13 protein-coding genes are annotated in these 16,298 nt (G+C 51.5%); 8 read left to right on the forward strand and 5 right to left on the reverse strand.

Features of this window, described 5'->3' with window-relative positions:
• Positions 1 to 118 precede the first annotated feature (118 nt).
• Positions 119 to 1,048, forward strand: a complete 930-nt coding sequence (locus NST84_RS10700; RefSeq protein WP_342565551.1) for a hypothetical protein — start codon at positions 119 to 121, stop codon at positions 1,046 to 1,048.
• A 93-nt stretch (positions 1,049 to 1,141) separates the two neighbouring features.
• On the opposite strand, the gene NST84_RS10705 is transcribed toward NST84_RS10700, so the two are convergent.
• The gene (locus NST84_RS10705; RefSeq protein WP_342565552.1) at positions 1,142 to 2,020 is read right to left on the reverse strand and encodes an SDR family NAD(P)-dependent oxidoreductase; all 879 of its coding nucleotides are present in this window, start codon (positions 2,018 to 2,020) and stop codon (positions 1,142 to 1,144) included.
• A 221-nt stretch (positions 2,021 to 2,241) separates the two neighbouring features.
• On the opposite strand from NST84_RS10705, the gene NST84_RS10710 reads away from it, so the two are divergent.
• Together NST84_RS10710 and NST84_RS10715 are read left to right on the forward strand one after the other, a co-directional pair.
• On the forward strand, positions 2,242 to 2,745 hold the full coding sequence (locus NST84_RS10710; protein WP_342565553.1) for a MerR family transcriptional regulator: 504 nt from the start codon (positions 2,242 to 2,244) through the stop codon (positions 2,743 to 2,745).
• A gap of 115 nt (positions 2,746 to 2,860) precedes the next feature.
• Positions 2,861 to 3,778, forward strand: a complete 918-nt coding sequence (locus NST84_RS10715) for a divergent polysaccharide deacetylase family protein (RefSeq protein WP_342565554.1) — start codon at positions 2,861 to 2,863, stop codon at positions 3,776 to 3,778.
• Here NST84_RS10715 and NST84_RS10720 read toward each other — a convergent pair.
• The gene (locus NST84_RS10720) at positions 3,765 to 4,538 is read right to left on the reverse strand and encodes an N-acetylmuramoyl-L-alanine amidase (RefSeq protein ID WP_342565555.1); all 774 of its coding nucleotides are present in this window, start codon (positions 4,536 to 4,538) and stop codon (positions 3,765 to 3,767) included. The genes NST84_RS10715 and NST84_RS10720 overlap by 14 nt on opposite strands.
• 198 nt (positions 4,539 to 4,736) lie before the next feature.
• On the opposite strand from NST84_RS10720, the gene NST84_RS10725 reads away from it, so the two are divergent.
• Positions 4,737 to 4,928 carry a YqzE family protein gene (locus NST84_RS10725; RefSeq protein ID WP_342565556.1) on the forward strand — a complete coding sequence of 64 codons (192 nt, stop codon included), beginning with the start codon at positions 4,737 to 4,739 and terminating at the stop codon, positions 4,926 to 4,928.
• A gap of 561 nt (positions 4,929 to 5,489) precedes the next feature.
• Here the strand turns inward: NST84_RS10725 and NST84_RS10730 are convergent.
• From NST84_RS10730 to NST84_RS10740, 3 genes are all read right to left on the reverse strand, one after another.
• Positions 5,490 to 6,572, reverse strand: coding sequence for a hypothetical protein (locus tag NST84_RS10730; protein WP_342565557.1), 1,083 nt, complete (start codon positions 6,570 to 6,572; stop codon positions 5,490 to 5,492).
• 154 nt (positions 6,573 to 6,726) lie between these two features.
• On the reverse strand, positions 6,727 to 7,779 hold the full coding sequence (locus NST84_RS10735) for a YqhG family protein (protein ID WP_342565558.1): 1,053 nt from the start codon (positions 7,777 to 7,779) through the stop codon (positions 6,727 to 6,729).
• On the reverse strand, positions 7,776 to 9,521 hold the full coding sequence (locus tag NST84_RS10740) for an SNF2-related protein (RefSeq protein ID WP_342565559.1): 1,746 nt from the start codon (positions 9,519 to 9,521) through the stop codon (positions 7,776 to 7,778). The genes NST84_RS10735 and NST84_RS10740 overlap by 4 nt, the downstream gene beginning before the upstream one ends.
• Positions 9,522 to 9,854: 333 nt before the next feature.
• Here NST84_RS10740 and NST84_RS10745 point away from each other — a divergent pair, with 333 nt between their 5' ends.
• From NST84_RS10745 to NST84_RS10760, 4 genes are all read left to right on the forward strand, one after another.
• Complete coding sequence (locus NST84_RS10745) at positions 9,855 to 12,494, forward strand: adenosylcobalamin-dependent ribonucleoside-diphosphate reductase (RefSeq protein WP_342565560.1); 2,640 nt, start codon at positions 9,855 to 9,857, stop codon at positions 12,492 to 12,494.
• A 356-nt stretch (positions 12,495 to 12,850) separates the two neighbouring features.
• Entirely contained in the window at positions 12,851 to 13,435 is a 585-nt protein-coding gene (locus NST84_RS10750) for a TetR/AcrR family transcriptional regulator (RefSeq protein ID WP_342565561.1), read from the forward strand.
• A 158-nt stretch (positions 13,436 to 13,593) separates the two neighbouring features.
• Positions 13,594 to 15,531, forward strand: a complete 1,938-nt coding sequence (locus tag NST84_RS10755; RefSeq protein ID WP_342565562.1) for an NAD(P)/FAD-dependent oxidoreductase — start codon at positions 13,594 to 13,596, stop codon at positions 15,529 to 15,531.
• A 345-nt stretch (positions 15,532 to 15,876) separates the two neighbouring features.
• Entirely contained in the window at positions 15,877 to 16,257 is a 381-nt protein-coding gene (locus NST84_RS10760; protein ID WP_342565563.1) for an ATP-binding protein, read from the forward strand.
• Positions 16,258 to 16,298 lie beyond the last annotated feature (41 nt).

Genomic DNA, 16,298 nt, shown 5'->3' on the forward strand with positions numbered 1-16,298 from the left:
GTTTATAATATTAACCTCATGCCGAACAACATCACAGCCATTATGCCGCCGGTGGGGTTTATAATACAAGTGTAAGGGAAGCTTGTGCAGAAGCAAATCAGATAAAAGGAGAATGAGGATGAAGCTTGCAGCGGAAGATTTTCGAGGTATCAGAAACTGGTTCTACCGTAATGCACGCCCGCTTGAACTGGCCAAATGGCAGTTTCATTTCGAGAATGGCGGAGAGGCTGCTGTCGTGAAGGCGCTGGCAGCTTACCAGAATGAGGACGGCGGATTCGGAAATGCCCTCGAGCCGGATGCCTGGAATCCGTATTCTTCACCGCTTCAGACGGCAACCGGGACGGATGTCCTGCTGGAGATTGGCTTTGAGGACAAAGATCATCCTGTTGTGCAGGGCATACTCAGGTATCTGGACAGCGGAGCCGAAATGGACGGGGACAATTGGCGGAATGTGATTGCCTCAAACAACGCTTATCCGCATGCGCCCTGGTGGAATCTGGAATCGGATAGTACGGCCCGCAACATTTTTAACCCGACCGCGAATCTGGCGGGCTTCATTCTGCTGTATGCTGACAGGGACAGCGCGCTGTTTACGCGGGGCCTCAGGATCGCGAAGGAACTTGAAGCCCTTTTTTTACAGGAACCGGGGCTCGAAATGCATCCGCTCAAATGCGTGCTTACATTGCTTGAGTACATCGCTCTGGCCGGATTGCAGGAGCAATTTGCTTATGAAGAGATGAACACAGCCGCTGAACAGCGGATTACTGCTCTGCTGCAGCGGGATGCCGGTGACTGGACCGGTTATACCTGCAAGCCTTCGTTTTTCATCCAAAAGCAGGAAAGTTTGGGCTACGTGGACAATGCAGCTATCGTGGAGAAGGAGCTGGATTATACGCTTGAAAACCGGAACAGGGAAGGTGTCTGGAACTTGAACTGGCGCTGGGCCGGCTATGAGCGGGAGTTTGCTGTCAGCGAAAACTGGTGGAAGGGCTGGATTGCGCTGGAGAAGCTGCTGTTTCTGCGGGCGTTCGGGCGGCTGGCTGAGTAGAATGAAAAGAATAAGGCGGTGCTCAAGCTGGTCTCCCTGGGGGGATGGCTTGCGGCACCGCTTTTTTTGAGAAGACACTGAGTTTAGTAGTAATTATAACACTGCTGAGCGTGTAGAGATATCCGAGAATTCCTGCCGGTAAATAGCCTGAACCTTGTTCAGGACAGCAGGGGCATGCCCGGTAAATTTAAGGCGGGATACCTGATTTTTCATCAGAAAAACACCCGGTTTATCTTTGTGACTGCCTAAAGCTGCATTATACAAGAGACCTGCGCCATAGCTCGGATGAGGGAAAAACATTTTCATTATAGGCTTGATGTAGAAGGGCAGACCGGAATTTTTATCCTTACGGATCGTATTGTTACCTCCCGGGTCGGCGCTGCGTATCATGATGCCCTCAGCAGCGAGCTGCGGGGCTATTTCCTCTGTCCACAGGGAGAGTGCCAGTTTAGAAACAGCGTAGGGACCGAACAGCTTTTTAAATGTAAGAGGCCGCTCCAGCAGGGCGGGATCGAAAGCTTTTACAGTGAGGATCGCATTGGAAGAGGTGTTGATAACGGTACGTTCAGAACCCTTCAGCAGCAGCTCTTTCAGTTCCATGGTAATAATATACGGAACCACTGTCTGAAGCTCAAAATGCAGCTCCCGCCCCTGTGCTGAATAGCTTAGCTCGGGGAAGCTGCCTCCGGCGTTATTAAAGAGCAGGTCAAGCTTGGACTCGGCGGCTTTAATCTGCCCCAGTGCTGTGCGCAGACTGCTGAAATTGGTCAGATCTGCCCTGTATATCCGCAGCCGGTTGTTGTTAATGGCTTCCGTTATCTGAGGATCATTGACGGGAAAAGCAGAACGGATCAGCGCGGCGACCTGCCAGCCCTCGTTAAGCATTTTACGGGTCAGCTCAAGCCCAATGCCGTTATTGGCTCCGGTAATCAGCGCGGTTCCGCGTGTAGCGTTTGTATATTGTTCATTCATGGCAATCTCTCCTTGGGTTGTTAATAGTGATCAGACGCGCGGCATGTAAGGCCGTTTATCTGTCAGTGGCCTCAGTCTATAACTTGGAGCCGGCTCCAAGTCAATACGTATTTTGGCGGCAGGTGAGGGGGTTGACTTGGAGCTGACTCCAAGTTATACAATAAGGTAATTGGATTATTAAGGCTGGCAGGCAAGCAATCTGAAATACGGAGGTGCAGGAAATGATGGAAGTGGTTGAAGGGATTGAAACGGTGGAAGCGGTTGGGGCGGGCCAGGCAGAAGAAGAACAAGGTAAGGTTAGCCAGGAGGGCTACTCGATTAAAAAGACAGCGGAGCTTACCGGTATAACAGAGGACACCATCCGCTACTATGAGAAGATTGGGCTGCTGCCCCGTGCCAAACGTAAAGGAAATACACACCGGATCTACAGCGGAGCAGATGTGGAGAAGATGAAGCTGATCGGCTGCCTCAAAAAAACCGGGATGCCGCTGGATGACATGCGTCCCTATTTAAGCCTGACCCCGGATACGGCGCTGAGCGAATACCCGGAGCTGTATGACAAAATCCTAACCCATAAGCAGAACATCCTTGATCAGATTGCTTCGCTGCAGCAGATTGTAGATTTTATAGATAATAAGGTGATTACGAGCGGGATTGGAACCAGAAATGAGGATTGCACGCTTACCGGAGATGCCAAACGGATGCCTGTGCGGAAAAAAGAATAAGGGGCGGCAGCCTGAATTAAACTGTTAATTATTGCGCATCCGGCCTGTACATATTCCCCCTTCGGATTTCAAACAATGAGAGCATTAGTTACAGAAGACGAAGGAGGCCTGTCTTATGAACAACGATTACCGCTCATTGTTTAGAAGCCGTAAGCTGTTCTTATATGTTACCTCAGCTTTCATAATAACCGCGCTGATTCCCGGAATTCCGTCTGCTGCAGGTGCAGGTTTAGAGGTGAGGGCGCAGGGCAGCAGGTCTGAGCTGGCTGCAAAAGCGCCCGGATCCGCCAAGCTGCCGGAGAGCGAAGAGCAGCCAGCGAAGACCGCCCGCAGCCGTGTAGCGATCATTATCGACGATTTTGGCAACAAGATGCGGGGGACAGAGGAGATGTTCGCGCTGCCGGTCAAAATTACCGCTGCAGTCATGCCGTTCCTGTCCACCACGGAGCAGGATGCCAAGCGGGCCCATGAACGCGGCTATGATGTGCTGGTGCATCTGCCGATGGAGCCACGCCAGGGTAAGCCGGAATGGCTTGGTCCAGGGGCCGTACTGACCAGTATGAGTGACGCCGAGGTGCGGGAGCGGGTGGAAGCGGCACTCGATAATGTTCCTTACGCCATTGGAATCAACAACCACATGGGCTCCAAGGTGACCGGAGATGAACGGGTAATGGGCATTGTGCTGGCAGTCTGCAGAGAGCGGGGGTTGTTTTTTGTAGACAGCCACACCAATTACCGTTCAATAGCCGGTAAGGTTGCCCGTGAGCAAGGGCTTCCCCCGGTGGAGAACCACATCTTCCTGGATGATGTCCACTCCGCAGGCCATGTTCTGAAGCAGATGCGGCTGGTCCGCGAGCATGCACTGGACCAGAGATACTGTGTAACGATCGGGCATGTCGGCATTCAGGGAAAAGAAACCGCCGCGGGCATCCGCAGCGGCATTGAAGAACTAAAAGACAGTGTCGAATTTGTCGGCATCTCGGATCTGGTCCGGGAAGAATGGAAATGGAATTCACAGCTCAAACTTCCATAAGGTATGCCGCGATCCCGCCGGCGATGGCCTCAGCAAGCTCCTCCTGGCCATGCGGTGTGCAGAGCCTGCTGCGGTCCTCCGGACTGCTTATAAATCCCGCCTCAACGATAACCGTTGTGGCGGTTATTTTGTTGAGCAGATAAAAGGGCTTGCCCGGCCTCGGATCTGCCTGCATGCCGTACAGATTGTTCAGCTGATCCTGAATGGATCTGGCCAGCAAAAAGCTGCGTCCTTCCTGGCGGTACAGTACCAGCGGCCCATGCTTGGCTGGTGAAGGCGCCCAGTTGATGTGAACGCTGACGACCACATTTGCCGGCAGAGTCTCGGCCAGCTCTTTGCGCTGGGCCAGATCGCGCAGATGGCGCGATTTGCTGCGCAGCCAGCGGTTCTCGTCGCTCGGGGCATAATCCCCGGTACGGTTAAGGATGGCGTCGAAGCCGTCACTGCGCAGCAGCAGGAACAGGCGGCGGGAAATAGCCAGGGTAATATCCTTCTCCAGAATGTCACCGTGGGAGGTTCCCCCGTCAATTCCGCCGTGTCCGGCATCAATCAGGATTATCCGCTGATCATGGCCGAGTACATGCTGCCGATCATTCTTTAGGACAGACGGCGGGGCGGAAGGTTCTTTGAGCGCGGCATCAGCTGGTCCGGCCAGCAGTGTCATCAGTCCTGCCGAAGCGAGCAGAATGATCCATCTGCGCCATGTGCGGTTAACAGCTCTATTGTCGCAGCCGGCTGTTCGCAAGCTTACATTTCTCAAGTGCATGACCTCCTTGCACATTGTTTTTGTTCATCCGTTGTAATCTTTGTTAGATTGTGCTGTAAAAGGCAAGTCTATACGGGGCGCCTCCGGTTTAGAGATGTCAGGTTCGGAGCACACTAGAAACATAGGAATCCGGCAGCTGCCGGATGAAGCAAAGCAAACTGCAGCTATCGATCTATAAAGGAGGTACGGAAAATGGCTTCCAGCGGGGATGATCTGGTGAAGTACATTACCGAAAAGGTAGTCGTCTATATGGAGGACCCGCGCGCAAGCCGGGAACGGCGTAAAGCGGAGAAGCAGCCGTGGGCGCAGAAATGGTTCGGCATGCTGCCGCTTGGACTGTCCATCTGGCGGAGCAAATGGACCAAGGAGGGCCGCCGGGATTAGGGAGATGCGGCAGGTTTATACGCAAATAAAACAACCTTCCCGGCTGTATTACGGCACTGTTCGGGAAGGTTGTTTTTGTGGGTTAGAGAGAGAAGTATCTGGATAGCGCGGGCTGTAAAACGGTAATTCGCCGCTCAAGTGATCGCAGATGGAAGCCGCAATCTGCAATCCTCAGGCTGTAAATCGTCAACTGCACCCCATATCGCCAGCCCGCTAACGGACCGTAATGACGCTATTTGTGCTGTATGAGACCGTTCGAATTTCTAACGGACCGTATCGCTCTTATTGTGCCCAAATCAGCCGTTTCAAAGGCAAAAGGGCGCATTTAACGGCGCTGGGGTCCGTTAGCATGTCCAAAAGTTGATTTTGACGGAAATAGGGGCTCTGGTATCCGTTAGCGTGGCTGATAGTAGTGGACGACCGTAAAAACGGATGATTCGCTGATGTTGCGAACGAACGTACATGAATCAGGCGCTACATCAGTGTATGCGTTACGTCACCAACTAACATAGTCTTTACAGCAGTCCCGGATTAGCAACAGCGGTCGTAATACCATTCCCGCTAACGCATCATCGTAACAGCATCAGCCTCGACTTCGTAAGCCAAGTCCTTGCCCTGGGCATCTGGCAGCTTATGCAGCGTTCCAGTCTGTTGCAGCAGCGCAAAAGGCAGGTAACGCCGGCCTTTAACACCTGTAGCGGCATAGATCACTATGTGGCTGTTTTTGGCATCGCCCTGGACGGAGGGCCGCCAGCTTTGATAGCCGGTGATCATAAATGGAGCGCCGGTCGCATCGTTCGCTCCGGGCGACTGATAAGCCAAAGCCCGGCCGCTACTCAGCAGGACGGCAACATTGCCGCTGTCCACAGCCTTCAGCTTGGAGCTGGCGAGCCACCGGAGATCCGCATAGGGATCATCCTGACCTCCGCTGAGGCTGGCAGGCATCGGTGACCAGCCGCTGCCAGGGCTAGTGGTTACAACTTCGGCGGATGGCAGTGCCGCCTTCAGTGCCGCATCAGCCTTTGCGGAATTCCACGGCAAAATTTCCAGAGTCACCGCGTTGATATAGTAGGTCTGCTTGTCCAGTGTAAGCTTCCATACCGGCAGCAGGGGCGCGTAAAGTGCAGTTAATTCGGCGGTGCCTGAATAGGATGAAGGGATAAGAGCCTCCCGCACCACATACTGGCGCAGTTCGGTCAAGCTGTAAGGAAGTCCGGTTGTGCCGGCACCGTATTCGCTGAGTGAATATCCGCCGTCTTCTGTCGCGGATATGATCAGATAACCGATGCGCTGCTCACCGCTCAGCACATTAACCAGCCAGCTGTGCGTGCCGGGTCCAAGCGGATAATAGGCGGTGCCTGCATTTTTCCAGGAAGTAAACGGAACGGCCGCGGATAGCCTGCTGATGGTGTCTGAAGTAAACTCCTGCAGGGATTTGGATGAAGGCAGCGGCTTCAGGGAGAGCTCCGGCTTGAGCACCTGTGAAACTACTTGTTTTACAGGAATCCGGCTGCCCTGGGCGATGGCTTCGCCGGCTGCGGGAAAAGCGTAGGCCACAGGCAACAGCGCCAGTCCGAGACAGAGCAGGGAAAGCAGCCGGCTGCGCCGCTTTGGCGCTGCCTGTCGTCTTGCAGATGATTTCATGTCATCATTCACCTTTCTTGGTCCAAAATCGTACGGGCTTGTCCTCTACATCTATTGTAGAAGACAAGCCCTGAAAAGGGTGTTGCTTGCTGTCGCGCGGCTGCAAGCAGCGCTGCCTGTTTTTTTGCCTGCTTTTAGCAGACCTGGTCGTATTCTATGAACTGCGCAGATGAAACAGACCATAAGTGACGGCAGAAACCGAAATTTGCGGCTCATACTGCCAGGCAGTCTCGGTCCGCCTGCTGTTATACTGCTCTTCGATCGCCTGCTTTTTCTCCTCATCCGGCTCTTTGAGCAGCTCGGTATAATAAAGATCGACAATGCTGAGCTCCAGCCGCAGCCGCTCCCGGGCTTCCTCGGCCCAGCTGTAGTCCAGTCCGGCAAGCTGACTGGTCAGATAGTTCTCCAGCCTGTCTGCACCGCCAGCTATGCTGAGGTCATAAGGCTGGATATGAATATTTTCCGGCAGCCGCGGTGTCAGCTCCAGACTATTCAGCCGGGAACCGAATTCGGCCGCTATTTTTCCCGTGGTCAGAGAGATCCCCAGAAAATGCAGCTCCTCCCGCTTCAGGTCACAGGTCATCTCGACCTTGTAACATACGCCCAGCCAAGGCTCATAGGCAGCGGAGAACAAGGTCATCCGCTGCCTGCTGCCTGGGTCCTCGAACAGCTGCAGGCATTTGCCCTCATCCCGGGCGGCTGCCCAGATCTGATTAAGCCGTTTGCTGCCGTATATTACGTCCTCGCGGCGGATCAAGCCCGGACCCAGGCGCGGAAGCGCCGGCATAACGCCGAAGTAGCGGGCGAGGATGCTGTCCTGCGGATCAGCTGACACGCCGGGCGGCACTCCGGCCGGGGTACCCCCTGGCGCTGTTCCTTCAGCGGCAGGCCCGGCAGCCGCCTCCATGTTCAAGCCGCCAGTCGGCAGATTTACACCGCCGCGCGGCCGGGCAGGTGTGGCCGACGCCTGGGCAGCGGCATGATCATACTGCTCCGGATCGAACACGAAGGTGAATGAAAGCGTCTCCGGCTCTGCGCCTGTGCGCTCCACAAAGCCCCAGTAATAGGGCCTGTCGGTCAGCATCCGGTCGGCACGGGGGGAGAGCTTGACGGTTACATGCAGCGGCGAAACCTCGATAACGGTGCAGTCAGTGGCCTCCAGATAATCCATCACATGCTTGCGGACTTCCTGTGTAGTCAGTGTCATAGCGAAGCCCCGCTTTCCTGCCGGGTTTCCTGGGTCAGCTCAGTCAGCGATTCGCCGATATGATCCAGGCTGCTGCGCAGCTCCTCGTCGCTGCGGGCCTCCAGCATGATTTTATAAAGGCTTTTTTCCAGCGATTCCTTCTGCTCAAAGCGTTCCAGAATGACATCCAGCCCCCCGATGACCATTTCAAACATGTTGATTTTTTCGTGCAGCAGGTGGAGAATATGCTCTTCAATGGTTCCTTGGGTAGACAGATTATAGATAACGACGTCATTCTGCTGGCCCAGCCGGTGTACCCGGCCGATCCGCTGCTCCACCCGCATCGGGTTCCAGGGCAGATCGAAATTGATCATATGGTGGCAGAACTGGAGGTTAATGCCCTCGCCGCCCGCTTCGGTGGCAATCATGACCTGGGCGCGCCCGCGGAACAGATCCATCATCCAGTCTTTTTTGCCGCGGTTCATCCCGCCGGAGTAAGGCACACATTGCAGCCCGTGATCACGGAAGTATTGCAGTAAATATTCCTGGGTGGCCCGGTACTCCGTAAAAACAATCACCTTTTCATTCATATCCCGGATCAGCTCCATCGTTTTCTCCGCCTTGGTGTTCGTCTTGACTGTGCGGATGCTCTGCAGCAGCTCCATCATCCGGTCGCGTTTGGGCGAATCGGCAGGCAGCTTTTTGATCAGATTAACGAGTGTGATAAAAACAGCGTCACGGCTGCTGCAGACTTCACGCTGAAGCGTTACAAGGGAGAGCATGCTGCTGAGATTGCCGCCGGATTCCTGATACGTATCTTTTACAAAAGCGGTAACGCCGTCATAGAGCGCCTTTTCCTCAGGTGAGAGGATGAGCGGGATATTCCGTACTTTACGCTTGGTAAAAGTGACAGGCCCCTCACCGCGCCGGTTGCGGATCATGACTTTGGAGAGCTCGCCGCGCAGCTGGACCTCGTTCTTCGGCTGACGTTTATCGACGACAAAATTGGCCGCAAAATCGCCCTGATTCCCGAGCTGACCCGGCTTCAGCAGTGTAATCAGATTAAACAGCTCACCGAGGTCGTTCTGCACAGGTGTGGCAGTGAGCAGCAGGCAGTATTTTTTGCGGAGCTGCTGTACGAACTGGTAATTGGTCGATTTCTTGTTCTTCAGCTTGTGGGCCTCGTCAATAATGAGCATGTCGAATTCGGAGCTTAACAGCAGCTCCTTATGCGGATCACGCTTGGCTGTGTCAAGGGACGCGACGACGATGTCGTTGCCCCAGGAGTAGGCTTTTTTCTGGGCGACGGCGGTGATTCCGAACTTGGCGTTAAGCTCACGGACCCACTGGAGCACAAGGGAGGCGGGGACCAGAATCAGCACCTTGCCCACCAGACCGCGCACCAGATATTCTTTTAAAATCAGACCGGCTTCAATCGTCTTGCCCAGCCCCACCTCATCGGCGAGAATGGCCCGGCCGGACATCTCAAACAATACTTTATGGGCGGTATCGAGCTGATGGGGGAGAGGCGACAGGCCGGACAGATGCTTCGTGCACTGCAGCTCGTCAAAGCTAGTGACAAGGCCGCATTGCTCACCCTGCACAGCCAGACGGGATAACTTCCAGTCGCCCCAGGGGCCGCCTTTTTCCAGCCTGGATTCCAGATCCTGCAGCCAGTTCCGTTCAAAGGATAGGGGAACCGGCAGCAGCGGGGCGGATATGCCTCCCTCCTGCGGTAAGGAATTGCGGGATACTTGCATCATGTTGCAGCCTCCTCCGGCAAGGTTTCATATCGGAATGCGTAAAAGTAGTATGCTCGTATTAAAGAGAATTCATAACAGAGACTAAAAAACCGCGAAATCAAGAGAAAAGGCGATCTGAATCTGTTTTTTCTGCGGAAAGGCTTCTATTTTCAAAAAGGAACTCTGTTACAATATGTGGTATAGTGATGAGGCATGTTGATACAATATATTGTTACAAAAGCTTGAATTGTTGGTGTACTGCTTATTTTTTGCAGTTGTTTTTATTGACAAGCTGGAGCAATAGCGTTACTGCAGTACCTGTGTTTACATATCACTTACCGGGAGGTTTTTGTATTGAGTACAGTGGAACCCAACCAGCGCCTTGAGGGCTTGAGCGAGAAAATATTTTTGGACCGTTATGCCTGGAAGGATGCGGACACGAATAATGCCAAGGTAGGCGATGTCGTGCTGGTGCTGACCAAGGATGACCCGAAATTTCCGACCAAGGAGGTCGGCGAAATTGTCGCGCGCAGCGGACGGATGGTGACCGTCAAGACCCGCAGCGGCGAGCTGGTGCAATCGGATGTGGAGAAGCTGACACTTAATATTGAAAAAACACCCGGGGAAATGTGGGACCGTCTGGCCGCAGCCATGGCTTCTGTCGAGAAAACGCCTGAGCTGCAGGAGGAGTGGACCGGCAAATTCCGTTCGATTCTCAATGACTGGAAGCTTGTTCCGGGCGGACGGATTGCGGCAGGCGCGGGGGCGAGCGAGGAGCTGACCTTATTCAACTGTTATGTGGTTCCTTCGCCAAAAGACAGCCGCGGCGGCATCATGCAGACCCTTTCCGAAATGACCGAAATTATGGCGCGCGGCGGAGGTGTCGGCATCAACCTGTCCTCACTGCGTCCGCGCCGGGCCATTGTCAGAGGCGTTAACGGCTCGTCCAGCGGCTCTGTATCCTGGGGCGGACTATTCAGCTACACAACCGGACTTATTGAGCAGGGCGGCAGCCGCCGCGGGGCGCTGATGCTGATGATCAACGATTGGCATCCGGATGTGCTGGATTTCATCACCGTGAAGCAGACAATGGGACAGGTGACCAATGCCAACCTTTCGGTATGCGTGAGCAACAGCTTCATGCTGGCTGTCAAAAAGGATCTGGACTGGGAGCTCGTCTTCCCGGACACCAGCGACCCGGATTACGATGAGCTCTGGGACGGGGATCTGGATAAATGGAAGGCGGCCGGCCGTGCGGTTATCCCTTACCGGACTGTAAAAGCGCGCGATGTGTGGCATACAATCATTGAATCGGCCTGGAAATCGGCGGAGCCGGGCGTTGTGTTTATGGAATACTATAACCAGATGTCGAACAGCTGGTATTTTAATCCGATTATTTGTACGAATCCTTGCGGAGAACAAGGACTACCGGGCTGGGGCGTCTGTAACCTGTCGGCGGTCAATCTTTCCAGGTTCTATGATGCGGAAAACCATGATGTGGACTGGGCGGATCTGGCGAGAACGACCCGTTATTCCGTCCGTTTCCTGGACAATGTTATCGACAAGACACCATATCATTTCCCGGAAAATGAAGCGAATCAGAAGCTGGAGCGCCGCGTAGGCATGGGCACTATGGGTCTGGCTGAGCTGATGATCAAGCTGAACATCCGTTACGGCAGCCCGGAATCGCTGGAGTTCCTGGACAAGCTGTATGGTTTTATGGCAAGGGAGGCCTATCTGGCTTCGGCAGAGATTGCCGGGGAGAAGGGCTCGTTCAAGGCTTTTGATGCAGAAAAATATTTGCAGAGCGGTTTTATGCGCAACATTACCGAGGTGTATCCGGAGGTCGGGAAATCTATCCGTGAGCATGGGATGCGTAACGTCACTGTTATTACACAGGCTCCAACCGGTAGTACGGGAACTATGGTTGGTACATCGACCGGGATTGAGCCTTACTTTGCCTTCAAATATTTCCGCCAGAGCCGGCTTGGCTATGACGAGCAGTTCGTGCCCATTGCCCAGCAGTGGCTGGAGGCCCATCCGGGTGAGGAGCTGCCGGAGTATTTTGTAACCTCGATGGATCTGTCCGCCAAGGACCATATCCGTGTGCAGGCAGCGATTCAGCGCTGGGTGGACAGTTCCATCTCGAAGACGGCCAACTGCCCGTCCGACTTCACTGTCGAGGAAACCGCCGAGCTGTACGAAATGGCCTTCGACCTCGGGTGCAAAGGCGTAACGATCTACCGCGACGGCAGCCGCGATGTGCAGGTGCTGGAAACGGCGAAGAAGGAAGAGAAAAAGGACGCACCTGCCGCAGAAGAACTTGCTGCTGAACCGGCCCCGGTGGCTTCTCCAGCTCCGGTAGTGGCAGTAAGCCCGGCACCGCAAGAAAGCGGGGGCGACAAACAATACAAAAAACGCCCGCACGTGCTGCGCGGCGCAACCTATAAGATCAACACGCCGTTTGGCATGGCGTATATCACTATAAACGACCTGAACGGCATTCCGGGCGAAATCTTCCTGAATGTCGGCAAGGCCGGCTCCGACGTCTTCGCCATGGCCGAAGCCCTGGGCCGTGTCTGCTCGCTGTTCCTGCGTTACGGCGACCACGGCGAAAAGGTCGAGCTGCTGATCAAGCATCTCAAGGGCATCGGCGGCTCCGGCGCCATCGGCTTCGGCGCCAATCGCGTCGAGTCCATCGCCGACGCTGTAGCTAAAGCCCTCGAAACCCATGTGCAGAACAACGCACATGACGACCACGTGGCCGCTCCGATCGCGGCCACCCTGGAGCTCGATTTCAATGAGGCGCTCAGCGCCGAGCTGAAATCAAGCGTGCCAGCCGCGGCTCCGGCGGATGCCGGGCACGGCGGACACGGGACGCACAGCAACTTGGCGGCTTCGCGGGATCTCTGCCCTTCCTGCGGGAGTGCATCGCTTATAAACATAGAGGGGTGTAAGACATGCGGGAATTGCGGGTATAGCCGGTGTGGTTAGGAATTTAATTGAGTTTTGTGATGGATCACCAATGCTGCAAAAAATGGCAATGAAAGCTGCAAAAAGTGAATCGCGAAAATTGATAATTATTGCGGGTATTCAGTATTCTGAATAAGATTAATCTTGTGCATATAATACTGCAAAAAAGTCCTGATTAGGGAATTCCTAAGACAGGACTTTTTTGATTTTAGAAGTATTGGGTGTTATCCAGGTTTTCTTGCTCTTTAACTTTTAAGAACAAGTGGTGCCAACTTAAAGGTCTTATTTTAATAAAGTTTTGGAAAAATAGTATCTATTGTTTATCATTATTGTTTCTAATTATAATGTCATAAGAGTGAATTATCGGAGGGGTAACAATGAGGGAGTTAAAAAATATTGAGGAACGAATTTTGGATCGTGCACTTTATCTAATGGGGAAGAATAAAAGCTGTAATATTGCGATTAGGGCAATCGCTAAGGAAGCCAATGTAAACGTGAGCGCTATTAATTATTATTTTAGAAGCAAAGACGAAATGCTCAAGCTGGTAAAAGAATTCTACATTGAAAATACCCTTGCCGTATTATCAATACTTCAAAATGAAACCTACAGTGAAAAAGAGAAACTGCTGTTATCTGCAAATGAGATCATGGAATATTCACTGCGTTTTCCCGGTAACAGAGTGATACATACGCATTCCTTAGAATGTGCGGATAATGATGAAACTTCAAGACGAATTATTGATCTCTCCCAGGAAATTGGTAACTTGCTCAAAGAATGCTTACGCAATCTTATCCCAGGAGATGAGACAAACTTCAAATTCAAATATTTAATTTTCACTTCATCTGTTAACTATCCAACGGAATACGAAGGAGTTATGAAAACAGATGGTTTAATCTTGGCCAGCAAAGAAGCTCGTATAGAGTATCTTAAATTATTGATGCATTCGTTGTTTTCTAAATAAGAGAGTTCGCGGAAATTTCAAACAAATTGTTTTAAACATATTGTAACATTCTCTTTTCTCAGGTATATTTGAGCTGTCAGTAATCAAGTAATGTTGATTATGTGAAAATTATTACAAAGTACCGGAACCTTATAAAAAGAATTAGAAGGAGAATGTTTATGGCCTATCCTACACTTTTCAGCCCAATTACAATCAGAGGTTTAGAGTTGAAGAACCGAATCATCTTTCCAGCTATGGGAACTAAAATGCCTGATGAAGAACGTTTTGTCACTCAGCAGCTGATTGATTACCATGTTGCAAGAGCAGAGGGAGGATGCGGCCTAAACTTCACCGAAGTATGCTCGGTATATGCTCCAGCTTCCCCTAAGAAGTTTTTGGCGATTTCAGAAGATAAATATATCCCGGGTTTAAAGCAGCTTACAGATGCCATTCATGAGGCAGGCGGCAAGGCAGGAATTCAGTTATGGCTAGGCGGATTGGCAGTTGCCAGTGATCCGGAGCAGATGATCATTATTCCAAGTCCCGTGCCTGTGCCCGGTACAGAATATACCATACCAGGAGCAGAGATTGAGACATTAAAAGCTGCAGCTAAAGCATTTGGAGAAGGGGCGCGGCGTGCCGTCCAAGCTGGCTTTGATACCATTGAATTTCATGCAGGCCATAACTACACCCCTCATTCCTTTCTAAGTCCCTTCTTTAACCGGAGAACCGACGAATATGGGGGAGACCTGAAGAACAGAGCCAGATTCCTGATTGAATGTATTTCGTCTATCCGCCAGAATATACCGGATGATATGCCGATTTTTATGCGTATTGACGCTCACGATGATTACCTGGAAGGTGGTCTTACTGTTGAAGATGTTATCGGATTCTGTAAGATGGCCCAAGCTGCCGGTGTCGATGTTCTCGATGTTTCCCGCGGCAATTTCTCCTCAGCAGCAATAAAATATGAGGTGCCACCTATTGACCTTCCCAGAGGGTTTAATGTAAATAACGCAGCCCGTATCCGTCGGGAAACTGGAATGCTCACTGTAGCTGTAGGTCGGATCAATGCACCTGCCCAAGCTGAAGATATTCTAGCTGATGATAAGGCGGATATGGTCGTTATCGGCCGGGCACAACTAGCTGATCCTGAGTTTTGCAATAAAGCGCGAAATGGAACAAGTGAGGATATCGTTGAATGTGTAGCCTGCAATCAAGGCTGCTACGATGGATTTGTTTCTACAGAAGTGCCATTTATCACATGTCTAAGAAATCCGGCACTGGGTAGAGAAGCTGAGTATAAACTGAAGCCAGCTGAAAAGTCTAAAAAAGTAATTATTGCTGGAGGCGGAATCGCAGGGTTGGAAGCAGCTATGGTCCTAAAACGTAGAGGGCATCAGCCCATTGTCTGCGAGGCGACTAATACATTGGGCGGTCAATTTGCCCTGGCTGGTGAAGCACCAAGAAAAGAAGAGATGAAGGCAGCGGCTATATCCCGAGGAGAACAGGTAAGTAGAGCGGGTATTGAGGTCAGACTGGATACCCCTGTTACAGAGTCATTGCTGGAAGAGCTTAACCCAGACGAAGTTATTGTGGCCATCGGTGCAGCTCCGATGCAGCTAAATATTCCCGGAAGCCAGTTGACGAAGGTTACAAATTCGCACGATGTACTATCTGGAGAAGCAATGGTTTCCGGAGAAGTCGTTATTATTGGCGGTGGCCTAGTTGGTCTTGAGGTTGCAGAATACCTTCATGGTAAGGCTTCTAAGATCACTGTAGTTGAGATGCTGGATAAAGTGGCTAAAGACTTGGGGGAGTTACGTTCGATCTGTGTAATGGAAAGCCTGCATGAATCAGGAGTTCATCTTTTGACCAGCACCAAATGCCTTGAAATTAATGAGTATGGCGTCGTCATTGAAAGCAAAGGTGTAGTTTCTGCGTATCCATGTGACTCTGTTGTTGTCGCTATCGGGGCAAAGTCACGCAGCTATGAAGGCCTTCATACTTTTTGCGATGAACGTCATATACCCATGCATGTGATCGGTGATGCATTACGTGCCCGCAGAGCTTTGAACGCCGTCAGCGAAGCGCATGAAGTGGCCAGAATGATTTAAATAAAATTGAAGCAATAACCAACTTTAGAACAACTCGAAAAACGGGTTGTTCTTTTAAGCTTTTATAATATATTTTTGAAATAATCAATCATTTGGACCAAGGGCTGAAATCAATAGTCGTACAGAAGAATCAATAAAGGAGCAGACAGGAGCCCTTATGACAGCACCAAGAGAATGCCTTCCGAAACTTAAATGGTTAAATAGAAGATGGAACAAATGGAGCCTGACCAGAAAGCTTGTTGTATTTTACCTTCCCTTATTTGTGTTGCCTTCTATAATTGGCCTTAGCCTGCTTGCCCAAAATTACAATACAGCGATTCGGGCAAACGCAGAAGCTTATTCAGGGTGTTAAATTTTCTGATTCAGCCTCTGCTTGAAAATGCTATCGTTCATGGCCTTTCTTCCATCAATCATTCTGGAGAGATTCACTTTGAGACCCGGAAAGAGGAGGGGCGGCTTCACATTAAGGTTTGGGATAATGGCAGCGGTATAGAACCTGAGCGGTTAAAACAAGTTCACGAGAACCTGAATAGCGGAGATGGCAACCATATAGGGTTATTGAGTGTAAAAGAGAGAATCGAGATCTTCTACGGGCCGCAACATGGAATGGAGATTTCAAGCCTGGCGGGTACTGGAACAACTGTCCAAGCAGAATTTATGCAGGCGAATTTGCTTATTAGGATTCCAATACAGAATATACACATAACGAAATATAAACTGTATTAGTGTGCATAAAAGCTGATTTTCTTTTAGAGGATTTATCAATT

Origin of the sequence: Paenibacillus sp. FSL R7-0345, from assembly GCF_038595055.1 — a bacterium.
In the GTDB taxonomy this organism is placed as follows: domain Bacteria; phylum Bacillota; class Bacilli; order Paenibacillales; family Paenibacillaceae; genus Paenibacillus_AQ.